The 14,725-nt window shown below is 58.9% G+C and carries 12 protein-coding genes and 1 pseudogene; 6 read left to right on the top strand and 7 right to left on the bottom strand.

Annotated features, from left to right (window positions below):
- The first annotated feature begins 102 nt into the window (after positions 1-102).
- The 3 genes from LUB09_RS04185 (at position 103) to hemB (ending at position 2,725) form a co-directional block, all read left to right on the top strand.
- The gene (locus tag LUB09_RS04185; RefSeq protein ID WP_231421737.1) at positions 103-801 is read left to right on the top strand and encodes a glutathione S-transferase N-terminal domain-containing protein; all 699 of its coding nucleotides are present in this window, start codon (positions 103-105) and stop codon (positions 799-801) included.
- 3 nt (positions 802-804) lie between these two features.
- Positions 805-1,635, top strand: coding sequence for a PhzF family phenazine biosynthesis protein (locus LUB09_RS04190; RefSeq protein ID WP_231421738.1), 831 nt, complete (start codon positions 805-807; stop codon positions 1,633-1,635).
- A 115-nt stretch (positions 1,636-1,750) separates the two neighbouring features.
- Entirely contained in the window at positions 1,751-2,725 is a 975-nt protein-coding gene (gene hemB / locus LUB09_RS04195; protein WP_231421739.1) for a porphobilinogen synthase, read from the top strand.
- A gap of 104 nt (positions 2,726-2,829) precedes the next feature.
- Here hemB and LUB09_RS04200 read toward each other — a convergent pair whose 3' ends face one another.
- From LUB09_RS04200 to LUB09_RS04215, 4 genes are all read right to left on the bottom strand, one after another.
- Positions 2,830-3,138, bottom strand: a complete 309-nt coding sequence (locus LUB09_RS04200; RefSeq protein WP_269325476.1) for a contact-dependent growth inhibition system immunity protein — start codon at positions 3,136-3,138, stop codon at positions 2,830-2,832.
- 109 nt (positions 3,139-3,247) lie between these two features.
- Entirely contained in the window at positions 3,248-3,604 is a 357-nt protein-coding gene (locus LUB09_RS04205; RefSeq protein ID WP_231421740.1) for a hypothetical protein, read from the bottom strand.
- Positions 3,605-4,087: 483 nt separating this feature from the next.
- Complete coding sequence (locus tag LUB09_RS04210) at positions 4,088-4,474, bottom strand: hypothetical protein (RefSeq protein WP_231421741.1); 387 nt, start codon at positions 4,472-4,474, stop codon at positions 4,088-4,090.
- 2 nt (positions 4,475-4,476) lie between these two features.
- Positions 4,477-9,306 carry an RHS repeat-associated core domain-containing protein gene (locus LUB09_RS04215; protein ID WP_231421742.1) on the bottom strand — a complete coding sequence of 1,610 codons (4,830 nt, stop codon included), beginning with the start codon at positions 9,304-9,306 and terminating at the stop codon, positions 4,477-4,479.
- Between the two features lie 245 nt (positions 9,307-9,551).
- Here LUB09_RS04215 and LUB09_RS04220 point away from each other — a divergent pair, with 245 nt between their 5' ends.
- Both LUB09_RS04220 and LUB09_RS04225 read left to right on the top strand, forming a co-directional pair.
- Positions 9,552-10,637, top strand: a complete 1,086-nt coding sequence (locus LUB09_RS04220) for a DUF1615 domain-containing protein (protein WP_231421743.1) — start codon at positions 9,552-9,554, stop codon at positions 10,635-10,637.
- A 209-nt stretch (positions 10,638-10,846) separates the two neighbouring features.
- Positions 10,847-10,948: pseudogene (locus LUB09_RS04225) on the top strand (DUF1615 family protein); the annotation flags it as partial.
- Between the two features lie 151 nt (positions 10,949-11,099).
- Here the strand turns inward: LUB09_RS04225 and LUB09_RS04230 are convergent.
- The 3 genes from LUB09_RS04230 to LUB09_RS04240 are packed head-to-tail and all read right to left on the bottom strand — an operon-like array spanning position 11,100 to position 13,685.
- Positions 11,100-12,281: an acetyl-CoA C-acetyltransferase gene (locus tag LUB09_RS04230; protein ID WP_231421744.1), complete on the bottom strand. Its 1,182-nt coding sequence runs from the start codon at positions 12,279-12,281 to the stop codon at positions 11,100-11,102.
- Positions 12,282-12,292: 11 nt separating this feature from the next.
- On the bottom strand, positions 12,293-12,952 hold the full coding sequence (locus LUB09_RS04235; protein ID WP_231421745.1) for a CoA transferase subunit B: 660 nt from the start codon (positions 12,950-12,952) through the stop codon (positions 12,293-12,295).
- A gap of 34 nt (positions 12,953-12,986) precedes the next feature.
- The gene (locus tag LUB09_RS04240) at positions 12,987-13,685 is read right to left on the bottom strand and encodes a CoA transferase subunit A (protein WP_231421746.1); all 699 of its coding nucleotides are present in this window, start codon (positions 13,683-13,685) and stop codon (positions 12,987-12,989) included.
- 131 nt (positions 13,686-13,816) lie between these two features.
- Here LUB09_RS04240 and LUB09_RS04245 point away from each other — a divergent pair, with 131 nt between their 5' ends.
- The gene (locus LUB09_RS04245) at positions 13,817-14,719 is read left to right on the top strand and encodes a LysR family transcriptional regulator (protein WP_231421747.1); all 903 of its coding nucleotides are present in this window, start codon (positions 13,817-13,819) and stop codon (positions 14,717-14,719) included.
- Positions 14,720-14,725 lie beyond the last annotated feature (6 nt).

The following is a 14,725-nucleotide window of genomic DNA, read 5'->3' on the forward strand; positions in this document are numbered from 1 at the left end:
CGCGCTCGCGGCAGATTAGCGCACCATTGTTGCGCAATGATGACGCATGCACGAAGGCGGGCAGATGACTATGATGGTGAGTTTCCGCCCAGGGGTTTCCCGATGAATCCACTCGCTGCCTTCCCGATCAACGCCAAATGGCCCGCCCAGCACCCCGAACGCCTGCAGCTGTATTCGTTGCCCACGCCCAACGGTGTCAAAGTCTCGATCATGCTGGAGGAGCTGGGGCTGCCCTATGAGGCGCACAAGGTCAGTTTCGACACTCAGGACCAGCTCTCCCCCGAGTTCCTGTCGCTCAATCCCAACAACAAGATTCCCGCCATCATCGACCCCAATGGCCCCAGCGGCCAGCCGCTGGCGTTGTTCGAGTCCGGCGCGATCCTCATCTACCTGGCGGAAAAAACCAGCCGGTTGCTCTCCGAAGACCCGGCCACCCGTTACGAAACCCTGCAATGGCTGATGTTCCAGATGGGCGGCATCGGCCCGATGTTCGGCCAGCTCGGATTCTTCAACAAGTTCGCCGGCAAGGCTTACGAAGACAAACGCCCCCGCGATCGCTACGCCGCCGAATCACGGCGCCTGCTCGAGGTGCTGGAAAAACGCCTGCTGGGCCGTACCTGGATCATGGGCGACGACTACAGCATCGCCGACATCGCAACCTTCCCCTGGATTCGCAACCTCATCGGCTTCTATGAGTCCGGCGACGTGGTGGGCATCGCCGACTTCCCCAATGTACTGCGCGCGCTGGATGGCTTCGTCGCCCGGCCGGCAGTGATCCGTGGCCTGAGCATACCGAGCTGACCCATGCCGACTTTTGATTTCAAGCAACTGGATGTGTTCAGCAGCGTGCCGCTCAAGGGCAACCCGCTGGCGGTGGTGCTGGGCGCTGACAGCCTGACCGACCAGCAGATGGCCGATTTCGCCAAGTGGACCAACCTCAGCGAAACCACGTTTTTGCTGACGCCACGCGATCCAAGGGCTGACTACCGCGTGCGCATCTTCACCACCCTGCGGGAACTGCCGTTCGCCGGGCACCCGACCCTTGGCAGCTGTCACGCGTGGCTGCAGGCCGGCGGTGTGCCGAAGGGCGAAGAGATCATTCAGGAGTGCGAAATCGGCCTGGTGCGTATCCGGCGCCAGGGCGACGAACTGGCGTTTATTGCGCCGCCGTTGTTGCGGTCCGGCGAGGTGGAGGCTTCATTGCTGGAGCGCGTTCGCCTGGGGTTGGGCCTGGCGCCCGGTGCCATCCTGCGCAGCCAGTGGGTCGACAATGGCGCCGGTTGGCTAGCCGTGATGTTGGCCGACCGACAGAGCGTGCTGGACCTGCAGCCCGATTACGCGCAACTGCTTGGCCTGGCGGTCGGCGTGATTGCGCCGAGCGACGTGGGCGACACTCAGTTTGAGGTCCGCGCCTTTGTCGCGGGCGACGGCGCTCCGGAAGATCCGGCCACCGGCAGCCTGAACGCGGGTGTCGCACAATGGTTGCTCAGTGAGGGCCTGGCGCCTGAACATTACGTGGTCAGCCAGGGCACGGCGATGGGCAGGGCAGGGCGCATCCACATCGAACGCCAGGGCGATGAGATCTGGGTCGGTGGCGCCGTTGCGGTGTGTATCGACGGGCGTTTGCAGCTCTAGCGCAAGGCAATTGTTACAGGCCATGCAACAGACTATTGGGCCTTCGGCGTTTGTGCCGTGCAATCAAGGGGCATAAGCTTTTGCCCAACTGTTTCCGCCGTTTTTCAGGAGTTCCATGACCAGCCAGTTCCCCCAGTCCCGTCCCCGCCGCCTGCGCCGCTCACCGCAGTTGCGCGGCTTGTTCCAGGAAAACGAATTCACCCTCAATGACCTGGTGCTGCCGATCTTCGTCGAGGAGGAAATCGACGACTTCGTGCCGATCACCAGCATGCCGGGCGTGCAGCGCATCCCCGAGAAGAAGCTTGCCGGTGAAATCGAGCGCTACGCCCGCGCCGGCATCAAGTCGGTGATGACCTTTGGCGTGTCCCACCACCTGGACGCCAGCGGCAGCGACACCTGGCAGGAACGCGGCCTGGTCTCGCGCATGTCGTCGATCATCAAGGACGCCGTGCCGGAAATGATCGTGATGTCCGACACGTGCTTCTGCGAATACACCGATCACGGCCACTGCGGCGTGATGCACGGCGCCCATGTCGACAATGATGCGACCCTGGTCAACCTCGGCAAACAAGCCGTGGCCGCCGCCCGCGCCGGCGCCGATGTGATCGCCCCGTCAGCCGCGATGGACGGCCAGGTCCAGGCGATCCGCCGCGCCCTGGATGACGCCGGCTTCACCCACATCCCGATCATGGCCTACTCCACCAAATTCGCCTCGGCCCTCTACGGCCCCTTCCGCGAAGCCGGCGGCAGCGCCCTCAAGGGCGACCGTAAAAGCTACCAGATGAACCCGATGAACCGCCGCGAAGCCGTCCGCGAATCGCTGCTGGATGAACAGGAAGGCGCGGACGCATTGATGGTCAAGCCAGCAGGCGCCTACCTCGACATCATCCGCGACATCCGCGAAGCCTCGCGCTTGCCGGTGGCGGCTTATCAGGTAAGTGGTGAGTACGCGATGATCAAGTTTGGCGCCCAGGCTGGCGCGATTGACGAAGATCGCGTGGTGCGGGAGACGTTGGGGTCGATTAAAAGAGCGGGCGCGGATTTGATTTTTACGTATTTTGCGATGGAGTTGGCGTTGGCGGGGATTTGAGGCATCCACTACCTCTTGTGGCGAGCGAGCTTGCTCGCGTGGGGCTGCGTAGCAGCCCCACAGCCCGCGTTCACCGATTTTATATTTTATAACGTTGTAACTATTTATTTTTTGAGTAAATAGTGGTCGAATTTTTCTACTACATGATTCAACCATAGCAGCCCTGATGTCCACTGGTTGGGGTAGTAATAGTTGCAATACTGTTTATAGAACAGGTTCTCCTGAAAACTCTGATCAGTTGTGAATGATTGTGCCAACTGTAAGATTTCACCTCTCACAGTCATGATCGTATCTCTGGAAGAATCCAGTAAGAAACTATCAATTACCTCGTCCGCTGTTGCATGTTCTTCCATCCAGTCCTGGTGGAAATAGGCGCCAAAAAATTGTTGAAGTTCAGTTAATGGGGGGTTCATATGTGACTGCTTAATTTAAGACGGCTAATTGCATTTTATGGATTTTGAATGGGCTGCTCAGTTGTATGCGGTTCCCTGATGTCTAGTGGTGAACGAGTTTCTATGGTTTTCATTTTTCGCCTATCTCAGCTTCGTACCTTTCAAGGCACTCTAATAAAACATGCATGAACTGTCGTTTGTCGATTATTTCATCGTCGAAATAAGTGTCAAAAAGATGAAAGACAGATTCAAAGTCTCCATCGGTACTTAAGAAGTGGTTAAGTGTGTCAATGTACCACTTGCGTCGAGCAGGTTCGAAAAAAATAAAGTCGGGTTTTGTCAGGCCGTCAAATAACTCCGACAGCTCTTTATTGTTGTTTGTGTTTTTTGAGGTGATAAATAGCTCTCTTTCGACGTCGTCGTAATTTTCAAAACTATACGTAAAAAGCAGGCTTCGTATGATGGAAAGTTTCGGTTGATACTTCATTTAGAAAACCGTGTAAGCGGTAATTGGGTTGCCGTCTTCATCTGATATTACTGGGGCTTTCCTTTGCTTTCCATATTCTAGCGTGCGCTTTTTTTAACCCTCTTCAATTATTTTTTCCATGTCCATAGGCTCTCGTGACGCTTCAGGTCCTGCGTTCTGAAATATAAATTTTGCACGGTAGATTGTATTCAGTTGGTCCCTGTGGCTGATATGTCGTGTTGCGGCGCTAGGTGTTTTTGGCTGACCGTTTTTGCGCAATAAATATGCCTTTCAATTTATCCCGTGGTCGGATTTTTTGCTATCTTAACTCTTTCAAGATGGGAACTTCGAGTTGTTTGTGCTCCATGTTTTTCTAAAAAGTGCGCTCTTGGGAATTCTTCTTCCATCTCCGCTAAACGTCTATAGGCGTTAGCCTCGCTTTCGAAGCGGCGAGTGGGGAGGCTAACTATTTATTAAGTGAGCCTGTTTTTTTGGCTAACCTGGTTATTCACTTTCATATCTGAGGTTTGAATGGCTTTTTTCTTCAGAAACACTCGTGTATTGTTTTAAACAGTTGACTAGGGTTTGCATGAACTTCCGTTGATCTGCAACAGGTTCGCTGAAGTAGGTTGCCGTTTTTTTAAATACGGCATCGAAATTATCGTTGATCGATAGGTAGTGCTCAATCGAACTGATGAACCACTCTTGTTCTGGTTTTGTATAGTCTAAAAACTCGGGCTTTGTCAGTTTTTCGAAAAGCTCGATGAGCTCTTGTTCGTTGTTTATGTCCTTCGAAGAAATGAATTCTTCCCGTTCTAGGTCATCCGTATTTTCAATTTCGTAAGTGAATAGCAGTCCACGTATTATCGATATGCTCGGTTTTTTATTCATGTTCATTGCTCGGTATAGGCAGTTTTGGGTTTTCCATGGCTGTCAAGTATTACTCTTGCTTTACGCTGTTGGCTATATTCCAATTCCTTTGAGTATCCCTCCCCAATAATTTTCCCCATGTCCATTGGCTTCATTGACGCAGGATGCCCATTTCCTCTAAAGATTAGCTGTGCACGATATATCGAGTTTAATTGATCCCTGTGACTTATATAGCGTGTTGCAGCAGGTGGATACTTTGGTTCGTCTTTTTTATTTCCGGACGTGTAAACCTCTACAATTCCGGTGCTAGGGTTTTTGGCAGTTTGCACGCGTTCCATTTGGGATTCGAGTGTTGTCTGTTTGCCGTGCTTTTCCAAAAAATGTGCCCCCGGCGTTGCTTTTTCCAATTCATCTAACCGCCTGTAGGCGTTCGCCTCTGCGAGTTCGTCAATTCTTGCCTGCCGCTCAGCTCTTTTAGCTTGCGGTAGTGCAGGCTCTCCGTGATTTACGTTCTCTGCAGGATTTTGAGCTGTAGTGCTTGATTTACATCCATCTCCACCTGGGCATGTGTTCAGCCCCAGTGGATCGACCCACCCCGTAGGATTCGGCACGTACTGGTACGCATTGATCCCACCCGCCAGCTTCACCGGGTCCGGCGTCAGATAGCGCCCAACATCCGGATTGTAGTAGCGATGACGGTTGTAGTGCAGGCCGCTTTCTTCGTCGAAGTATTGGCCTTGAAAGCGCAGCGGGTTATCGATTTTTCCGACGTCGAGGCGGCTGATGTGGCCGTAGGCGCGGTAGTGCGCGGACCAGACGATTTCGCCGTCTGCGGCGGTGAGTTCCTGTGGCGTGCCGAGGTGGTCGAGTTGGTAGTGGTAGGGCTGGGTGGCGTTGGGGCCGAAGCCTTCCAGTAAGGCCAATGGCCGGAAGCTGTCGGGTTCGTAGAGGTAGCTGCGGTGGCGGTCGGCGTGGTGTTCGGCGATCAGTTTGTCGCCTTGCCAGAAGAACTCCGTCGTTACGCCGTCAACGGTTTTGCTGATGCGGCGGCCAAAGGGGTCGTAGCGGTAGTGGGCGGTTTGTCCGCTGGGTTGGGTGAGGCTGGTTAAACGATGCTGGCAGTCGTAGCGGTATTCGGTGACCAGTGCGTGAGCTTTGCCACGGCGTTCGCGGATCAGGTTGCCGAAGGCGTCGTAGTCGTAATGCCGGTCGCCCTGGATCATCAGGCGATTGCCGGCGACGATGTCCGGGCCGGGGCGGTCGTGCATCAGCAGGTTGCCGGCCGGGTTGTGGCCGAAGCGTTCCTGCAGGTCCTGCGAGTGGTCGGCGCGGGTCAGGCGGTGGAGCGGGTCGTAGGCGTAGCGGTGTTCGCCTTTGCGGGTGTCGAGGATACGACTGAGGTTGCCGGATTTGTCGTAGTCGTATTGGCGGCGGTAGTGGCGGTTTTCCTGTTGCGTGATGGCGTGGGCGTGCAGGCGGTGTTGGTCGTCGTAGTGGTAATGGCTGATTAATTCGCCTTGCTGTCGTTGCTGCTCCTTGCCCGCTTTGAATAGATGCGAGGTGAGCACTTCACCGTTGAGCTGAACCGTCGCGAGGTGGCCACCTTTATCGTGGTTAAACGTGACGCGGTTGTTGTCCGGCAGGCGCAGGCGTTGCAGTTGTCCGCAGGCGTCATAGCCATAACGCAAGGTGCCCCAGCCTTGATGCTCGGCGGTCAGGCGGTTTTGTCGATCGTATTCGTAGGCCAGCGCCCAGTGACCGTCTACGACGCTGAGGAGATTGCCCTGGCGGTCGTAGGCATAGTCAACAACGGCGCCGTCCGGCAGGGTTTTTCTGACAAGGCGTCCGGCAGGATCTCGCTCATAACGCGTGATGAGCTGACTGCCATCGTCGCCATGTTCGGTCTTTTCCTGCAGATTGCCGTTGAGGTCATAAACGTAGGCGGTACGCTGGCCGTCAAAGCCGATTTCCTGCTGGATCAGGCCGTTGGGGTGGTAGGTAAGCCGGTAGGTCTCGCCGACCTCGTTTTCGATCTCGGTCAGCAGCAACCGAGTATTGTCGTAGCGGTACTGGACCTGCGTGCCGTCGGCATTGAGCCGTCGACTGATCAGGTGCAGCCCGTCGGCATACTCGTAGCGGGTGACGTGGCCCAGTTCATCGCGTTCGGCGGTGATTTTTCCGTAGGCGTTGTAGCTGTATTCCCTGCATGCACCGCCCGGCAATATCAGGCGAGTCAGCCGGCCCACGCTGTCCCACTGATACTGGGTCAGCGCCCCATGCTCATCCTCGCGGGCAACCTCTCGACCCAGGTCGTCATAGCGATAGCGCCTGATCCCGCCATTGGGCAACTGCTCCTCAAGCAGTTGCCCGCGCTCATTCCACACCAGCCGCTGACAACTGTGATCGGGATACCAGACGCCAATCAACTGCCCGTGTTTGTTGTAGCTGTAGTCGGTTACATGGCCGTCAGGATCGGTCTTACGCGTTACGTCGCCTTGTTCATTACGCTCGTACTTCCAAACCGCCTCACCCCGGCGCACCACCCGTACGAACCCGTTGTCATGCTCGTAGGACGTCGGCTCATCGTCCCCCGGAAACAGCGCCACCAAGCGCCCAGCGTCGTCGTACTGGTACGCCGTCACCGCGCCCAGCGGGTCCTGCTCAACCGTCAGCCGGCCTTTTTCATCGTAGGATTTGAAGTGTTGAGCGCCATCCGGATCAACCCGCTGCACCAGCCGCGCCCGCGGGTCATGCACATACACTTCCTGACTGCCATCGGCGTTATGCACGGTGACGCGTCCGTCATCACCCCACACATAGCGCGTATCCATCTGCGCAAAACTGGCCCAGTGCCGCACACAGCGCGCCGCCTTGCCGGAACGTTCCCACGCCCAGAAGAAACTCGCCCCACCGGCCAGCCCACGTTCCAGAATCACGTGCTGCTCGTCGTACCGATAAGTCTCGCATTCACCTACGGCATTGGTCGCCGACACCAGTCGGCCTGTGTCGTCGTAGGCGTAGGACACAACCGTCTGCTCAGTGACCCACTCGTAAGGCTCACGCCCCTTGGCGCGATGCACCTGATAGTCCACCGCGCCAATCCGGCCCTGCGCATAACGCAACCACAGCGAGCGCCCGGCGCCGTTGTCCAGCCGTTCAATGCGCCCCAGCACGTCGCGGAAAATGCGCAGCCGGTTGTCATACGCATCGCTGATCGACACCAGCACGCCATCACGAAAGTGGTAAAACCGCGACGCCTGGGCCAGCACCAGTTCATCCGGCACATCCCCGAGGAAGATCGCTGCTTCCGCCAGGCTGTTGGTGATCGCCGGTCGCGAAACGGTCGGCAAGGGCAGGGTGGTCGAGCGATTTTCATGGTCGGTCCACACCACCGAATCGCCGGACACCACCAGCCGCTGCGCCAGGGCATGACTCCAGCCAAACCCCAGCCCAACATCGATTTCCACCGCACTGGTGCGATACACCCGCGTCCACTCAAACGGCAGAATTCCGTCCAAGGTGCCGTCGGTGAGGGTGAGCAATTCCTCGCCGGTGACCATCGACACCGGGCAGCCGTTGGTCACGGTTTTATCGGAAGAAGCAGACGCATCCCCCGCCGGGTTTTTCGCCGAAACCGGCACGTCATCCACGGGCGATTCGTGCACGAGCGCCGTGCGCTGCTGCTTGCTGCGCACCGCCGGCACGGCGTTCGGCACCAACTCCTCACCCACCTTCAGCGGCGCCACCGTCTTGATCGGCGTGGCCGCACTGGCTAACAACACCGGCTTCAGCGCATCGGTATGCTCGTCCAGGTTCGCCTTGCCAAACTGACTGGCTATCTGCTGCAACCACTGGCGTGTACGGTGAGACTTGATGCGGCCGAGCACTTTCGTACTGATGCGCACCGCCATGCCCATCCCGGCCGTTGCCATCGCCAGCAACAAATTGATCAGTACTTCGGCGCCGAGCTCTCCCAGCATTTCGTTCATGTAGGGCGGCGGTAGCAGGCGCATCCAACTGACCAGCGCCGCCAGGTACACGAACAACAAGGGTTCATCGCTGAGCACCAGCAGCCCCTTGGCGAAGGTCTCGGCACTCAACGCCAGTAACTGGTCAAGTTCTGCCTGTGAGAGGTAATGCAGCAGCTTTTCAGCATTTGCCAGCGGGGCTGAAAGCCACTCCAACAGCTGCTTGATGCTGTCCCACAATGAATACAGCGCTTCGCCGAAGCCCTGGGCATAGGCTCGATGCAACGAGCGATAGCGCTTGAGAAAATTCGCCTCGGAATAGCCCTTCCACAAGGGTTCGAATGTGTCGTGCCATTCATTGCGCAGCCAACTTTCGAGGGGGGCGATCACCGATTGATAGGAGGCGTACAGCGCCTTGAAGTGCTCCTGGGAAACGTTGGGGTAAAAGCTGATGCGGTAACGCTGGTTGCGATCACATTCCTTGACCTCAAGAATGCCGCTGGGCCCGATGGTGTGATGGATGGGCTCGCCCAGCGGCCCGCCGTTCGGGTCAATTCGCTGCAGCACCACCGGCGTATTGCCAATGGGCACAAAGCGTGAACTCTCGAACATATGCACCAGGGTCAGCGTGCCGTCAGCAGGGCAGGCGGCGACGGTGCTGCTGGGGAAGAGTGAACGGGTGATCGGCGTGACCACCACCTCGTCGCCGACCTTGAACACCTGCTCGATATCGAGCGCGGAAAAGCTGAAATAGCTTTGCGCCCATAGATCGTAGGAATTGAGGCAACGCCGGAAATCGCCGAGAACGGCTTCGACGTCCCGCGTCTTCGAGTCCATGGCGGCCAGCACCAGAAAGCCAATGGCCTGGCTGGTAGGGTTGATCATGAGACAGCCCCGGCAACCAGGGCCTTAACGAACAAATCCATCTGCAATCCTTCGCACTGTGTGATCAGGCGACGGACTTTGCCGAGGTGTCTGGAGGAGGGGAGTAGAGGTTATCCGAGGCTCATGTGGGAGATTTCAGCGGGATGTGTCCCCTTTCAAATGGCGCAGGGTAGAGTGGCGAACCCGCGTTAGACTTGCCTGTCGATATCCGCACTGCCTGGCCCGTCGTTATCCAAGGAAGCTCCATGTACTCAACACGCTTGATCCTCAGCCTCACGACTTTGCTGGTGCTGGCCGGCTGCTCAACGTCACGCGGCCCGCAGCAGCCGGAACGCAGCGAGGGCGACGTGAAGGCGCAGATCGTGCGCCTGCTGCCCGCCAAAGTCGCCGACCGCAACGGTTGGGCCCAGGACATTTACACCGCGTTCGATACCCAGCACATCTATCCCAGCACCGAAAATATCTGCGCCGTGCTGGCGGTGACCGAACAGGAATCCACCTACCAGGTCGACCCGCCCGTGCCGAATATGGGCAAGATCGCCCAGGATGAAATCCTGCGCCGTGCCGGCAAGGTGCATGTGCCAGCGTTTGTGGTCCGCAGCGCCTTGCAGGTGCGTTCTCCCGGCGGCAAGACCTACGCCGAGCGCCTGAATGCCGCGCGCACCGAGAAGGACCTCAGCGGTATCTTCGACGATTTCATCAGTATGGTGCCTCTGGGCAATACGCTGTTCGGCGGCTTCAACCCGGTGCACACCGCAGGCCCGATGCAGGTCAGCATCGAGTTTGCGCAGAAGCAGGCGCGCGATTATCCCTACACGGTGGACGGCACGATTCGCCGCGAAGTGTTCACCCGCCGTGGCGGCATGTACTTCGGCATCGCTCACTTGCTGGGCTACCCGGTCAATTATGAACAACCGCTTTATCGCTTTGCCGACTTCAATGCGGGATGGTACGCAAGCCGCAATGCCGCGTTCCAGGCGGCAGTCAGCCGCGTTTCCGGCAGTGAGTTGGCGTTGGATGGGGACTTGATTCGCTACGGTTCGGTACTGCCCGGCACTACCGAGCTGGCGGTGCGCTCGCTGGGCGCGAAACTGGACATGCGCAACCCCAGCATCCGCAGCCAGCTGGAACAGGGCGAGCAATTGGATTTCGAAGACACGACCCTCTACAAGCGCGTGTTCGCCCTGGCCGACAAGGCGGCCGGCAAGCCGCTGCCGCGTGCCGTGTTGCCGGGCATAGTGCTCAAGAGCCCGAAGATCACCCGAAACCTCACCACGGCGTGGTTTGCCAAACGGGTGGATGAGCGTTATCAGCGCTGCATGAAACGCTGAGCCTCTTCAGTCGTGATGAAGAGCACCATGTGGGAGGGGGCTTGCTCCCGATAGCGGTGATGCAGTCACGAGTGTGCTGACTGAACCGCCGCTATCGGGAGCAAGCCCCCTCCCACAGTTGGACTGTATTGGTCTGTGAAATCAGCTGCGTTCGAGGGCCAGGGCCCCGGCCTGACCGCCGCCGATGCACAGGAGACCCAGGCCTCTTTCGCAGCCAGTTGGAACAGGGCGAGCAATTGGATTTCGAAGACACGACCCTCTACAAGCGCGTGTTCGCCCTGGCCGACAAGGCTGCCGGCAGGCCGCTGCCGTAAGCGCTGAGCCTTTCCAGTCATGATGAAGAGCACCATGTGGGAGGGGGCTTGCTCCCGATAGCGGTGATGCAGTCACGGGTGTGCTGACTGAACCGCCGCTATCGGGAGCAAGCCCCCTCCCACAGTTTGACTGTGTTGGCCTGTGAAATCAGCTGCGTTCGAGGGCCAGGGCTACGCCCTGACCGCCGCCGATGCACAGGGTGGCCAGGCCTTTTTTGGCGTCGCGCTTGATCATTTCATGCAGCAGGGTCACCAGCACGCGGCAGCCTGAAGCGCCGATCGGGTGGCCGATGGCGATGGCGCCTCCGTTGACGTTGACCTTGTCGGCGTCCCACTCCAGTTCCTTGCCCACCGCCAGGGCTTGCGCGGCGAAGGCTTCGTTGGCTTCGATCAGGTCCAGGTCGGCGAGTGTCCAACCGGCCTTGTCCAGGCAGCGGCGGGTCGCCGACACCGGGCCAATGCCCATGATGGCCGGGTCGACGCCGGCATTGGCGTAGCCAGCGATACGCGCCAGCACCGGCAGCCCGAGTGTCTTGGCTTTGTCCGCGCTCATCAGCAACACCGCCGCAGCGCCGTCGTTGAGGCTGGAAGCGTTGCCGGCCGTGACGCTGCCGTCTTTCTTGAACGCGGGCTTGAGTTTACCCAGGGACTCGGCCGTGGTGCCGGCGCGTGGTTGCTCATCCACGGTAAAGGCTACGGGGTCGCCCTTGCGCTGGGGAATCAGGACCGGCGTAATCTCATCGACAAATCGCCCGGCTTCAATGGCCACAGCGGCTTTTTGCTGGGACGCGGCGGCGAAGGCATCCTGCGCTTCACGGCTGATGCCGTACTTGTCCACCAGGTTCTCGGCGGTGATGCCCATGTGGTAGTCGTTGAACGCATCCCACAGGCCATCGGTGATCATGCTGTCGACCATTTTGGCGTGGCCCATGCGCAAACCGGTGCGCGCGGCCGGCAACACATAGGGGGCCAGGCTCATGTTTTCCATGCCGCCGGCGATGATCACCTCGGCATCGCCGCAGCGAATCGCCTGCGTGCCGAGGTGCAGGGCCTTGAGGCCCGAACCGCAGACCTTGTTCAGGGTCAGGGCGGGTACGGCGTGGGGTAAACCGGCGAGGATCGAGGCCTGGCGTGCCGGGTTCTGACCCGAGCCTGCGGTGAGCACCTGACCGAGGATTACTTCATCTACCTGGGCCGGGTCCAGGCCGGTCTGCTCCAGCAGGCGGCGGATCACGGCGGCGCCGAGTTCCGGTGCCGGAATAGTCGCCAGCGAACCCTGGAAGCTGCCCACGGCGGTGCGGGTGGCAGCAACAATCACGACGTCTTGCATGGCATCGGTCCTCACTGGAAATGCATTTCCGGAACAGAGTCCGGGACGATGAGTTTACCGGCGGTCTTGCTCACAATTTCTTCAACGCTGACGCCTGGTGCGCGTTCCTTGAGGATAAACGCGCCATTGTCGATTTCCAGGTAAGCCAGGTCGGTGAGCACACGTTTGATGCAGTGGGCGCCGGTCAGCGGCAGGCTGCATTGGCTGAGCAATTTCGACTCACCGTCCTTGGACGCGTGGGTCATGATCACGATGATGTTTTCCGCACCGGCTACCAGGTCCATGGCGCCGCCCATGCCCTTGACCATCTTGCCGGGGATCATCCACGAGGCGATGTTGCCCTGCACGTCGACTTCAAACGCGCCGAGCACCGTAAGGTCGACGTGGCCGCCGCGAATCATCGCGAAGGACTCGGCGGAGGAGAAGATCGAGGCGCCGATACGCGCGGTCACCGTCTGTTTGCCGGCGTTGATCATGTCGGCATCAAGCGTCTCTTCAGTAGGAAACGGGCCCATGCCCAGCAGGCCGTTTTCCGATTGCAGCATCACTTCTATGCCGTCGGGGATGTAGTTGGCCACCAGGGTTGGAATGCCGATGCCGAGGTTCACGTAGAAACCGTCCTGCATTTCGCGGGCGACGCGTTGAGCCATTTGTTCGCGGGTAAGCGCCATTTCTTGAGTCCTTATTGTCAGGGCCTGAGGCAGATTATGTGCGGACGGTGCGCTGTTCGATGCGCTTTTCGAAGGTGCCGCAGATGATCCGGTCGACGTAGATGCCAGGGGTGTGGATCTGCGCCGGATCCAGCTCGCCCGGTTCGACGATTTCCTCGACTTCCACCACGGTGATCTTGCCGGCGGTGGCGGCCAGCGGGTTGAAGTTCTGGGCGGTGTGGCGGTAGATGACATTGCCGAAGTGGTCGGCTTTCCAGCCTTTGACGATGGCGAAGTCGCCGGTGATGGATTCTTCCATCAGGTAGGGGCGGCCGTTGAATTCACGGGTTTCCTTGCCTTCGGCCACCGGGGTGCCAACGCCGGTGGCGGTGAAGAACGCCGGAATGCCGGCGCCGCCTGCGCGCATTTTTTCCGCGAGGGTGCCTTGCGGGGTCAGCACCACTTCGATTTCGCCACTGAGCAGTTGCTTCTCGAACAGGGCGTTCTCACCCACGTAGGACGCGATCACTTTGCTGATCTGTTTTTCTTCGAGCAGCACGCCGAGGCCGAAACCGTCGACACCGCAGTTGTTGGAGACCACGGTCAGGTCGCGCGTGCCCCTGCGCTTGATCTCGTTGATGAGGTTTTCCGGAATGCCGCACAGGCCAAAACCACCGGCGAGGACGGTCATGCCGTCTTCCAGGCCTGCCAGGGCTTCCTCGTAGGACGCCACGCGTTTATCGAAACCTGCCATATGCACCTCTTTTATTATGTGTGGGCCAGCCAATGAGCCGAGTGTTGCGCCGCCGCATTGATTTGTTAAGTTGTTTTTTAAGGTTGATTGATTTAGAAAACAGCATAGTCGAGCCGCCGCCCGGAGCAGTCATGACCGTCAAACAGCTGCGTGCCTTCCTGGCCGTGGCGCAAAGCCTGAGTTTCGCCGCCGCGTGTGAGCGCCTGCACCTGTCCCAGTCGGCACTCAGCCTGACCATCAAAGGGCTGGAGGAAGGCCTGGGCGGTCGTCTGTTCAGCCGCACCACGCGCAATGTGGCGCTCACCCCGGAGGGCGAATCCCTCCTGCCGCTGGCGCGCCGGTTGATTGCTGACTGGGACAATGCCGAAGACGAACTGCGTCAGCGTTTTACCTTGCAACGCGGGCGGGTGACCGTGGCGGCGATGCCATCGTTTGCCGGCAACCTGCTGCCGCCGATCCTGACCCTCTTCCGCGCGCGTTACCCTCAGGTGAACGTGACCGTGCATGACCTGATCAATGAGCAGGTGCTGGAAATGGTCCGCGACCGCCAGGTGGAGCTGGGCGTGGCGTTCGAGCCGGGTGAAGGTTCGACATTGGCGTTTACGCCCCTGTATCTGGACCGCTTCATTGCCGTAGTGCCGGGCGACTCACCCTTGGCGCGGCACACGGCAATCAACTGGCAAACCTTGCTCGAATACCCATTCATTACCTTGCAGCGACCCTCCACGGTGCGGGTGATGCTGGAGGAGCACCTCGGTGCGTTGCACATGAAGCTGCCGGTGGCGCTGGAAAGCCATCAACTGGCGACGGTGGGCAAGATGGTTGCCAGTGGCCTGGGCGTGAGCGCCGTGCCGGCGTTATGCAGAGGGCAGATGGAGGAGGCGGGCGCGCAGTGCATCACCTTGACCGGCCCGGTGATCGAACGGCCGATTGGCGTATTGACCAAACCGGGGCATGAGCTGTCGGCGGCGGCGCAAGTGTTGTTTGATATCTTTCGGGATGAGGCGCAGAAGGGAAAGTTTCCAACGTTCTGAGTGACG

This window comes from Pseudomonas sp. Leaf59 (assembly GCF_920984685.1).
Classification (GTDB): domain Bacteria; phylum Pseudomonadota; class Gammaproteobacteria; order Pseudomonadales; family Pseudomonadaceae; genus Aquipseudomonas.

What these genes read in the sequence shown, in the direction of transcription:
- LUB09_RS04185 (WP_231421737.1), top strand. Translation starts at nt 103, where the DNA reads ATGAATCCACTCGCTGCCTTCCCGATCAACGCCAAATGGCCCGCCCAG.
- LUB09_RS04190 (WP_231421738.1), top strand. Translation starts at nt 805, where the DNA reads ATGCCGACTTTTGATTTCAAGCAACTGGATGTGTTCAGCAGCGTGCCG.
- hemB (WP_231421739.1), top strand. Translation starts at nt 1,751, where the DNA reads ATGACCAGCCAGTTCCCCCAGTCCCGTCCCCGCCGCCTGCGCCGCTCA.
- LUB09_RS04200 (WP_269325476.1), bottom strand. Translation starts at nt 3,138, where the DNA reads ATGAACCCCCCATTAACTGAACTTCAACAATTTTTTGGCGCCTATTTC.
- LUB09_RS04205 (WP_231421740.1), bottom strand. Translation starts at nt 3,604, where the DNA reads ATGAAGTATCAACCGAAACTTTCCATCATACGAAGCCTGCTTTTTACG.
- LUB09_RS04210 (WP_231421741.1), bottom strand. Translation starts at nt 4,474, where the DNA reads ATGAATAAAAAACCGAGCATATCGATAATACGTGGACTGCTATTCACT.
- LUB09_RS04215 (WP_231421742.1), bottom strand. Translation starts at nt 9,306, where the DNA reads ATGATCAACCCTACCAGCCAGGCCATTGGCTTTCTGGTGCTGGCCGCC.
- LUB09_RS04220 (WP_231421743.1), top strand. Translation starts at nt 9,552, where the DNA reads ATGTACTCAACACGCTTGATCCTCAGCCTCACGACTTTGCTGGTGCTG.
- LUB09_RS04230 (WP_231421744.1), bottom strand. Translation starts at nt 12,281, where the DNA reads ATGCAAGACGTCGTGATTGTTGCTGCCACCCGCACCGCCGTGGGCAGC.
- LUB09_RS04235 (WP_231421745.1), bottom strand. Translation starts at nt 12,952, where the DNA reads ATGGCGCTTACCCGCGAACAAATGGCTCAACGCGTCGCCCGCGAAATG.
- LUB09_RS04240 (WP_231421746.1), bottom strand. Translation starts at nt 13,685, where the DNA reads ATGGCAGGTTTCGATAAACGCGTGGCGTCCTACGAGGAAGCCCTGGCA.
- LUB09_RS04245 (WP_231421747.1), top strand. Translation starts at nt 13,817, where the DNA reads ATGACCGTCAAACAGCTGCGTGCCTTCCTGGCCGTGGCGCAAAGCCTG.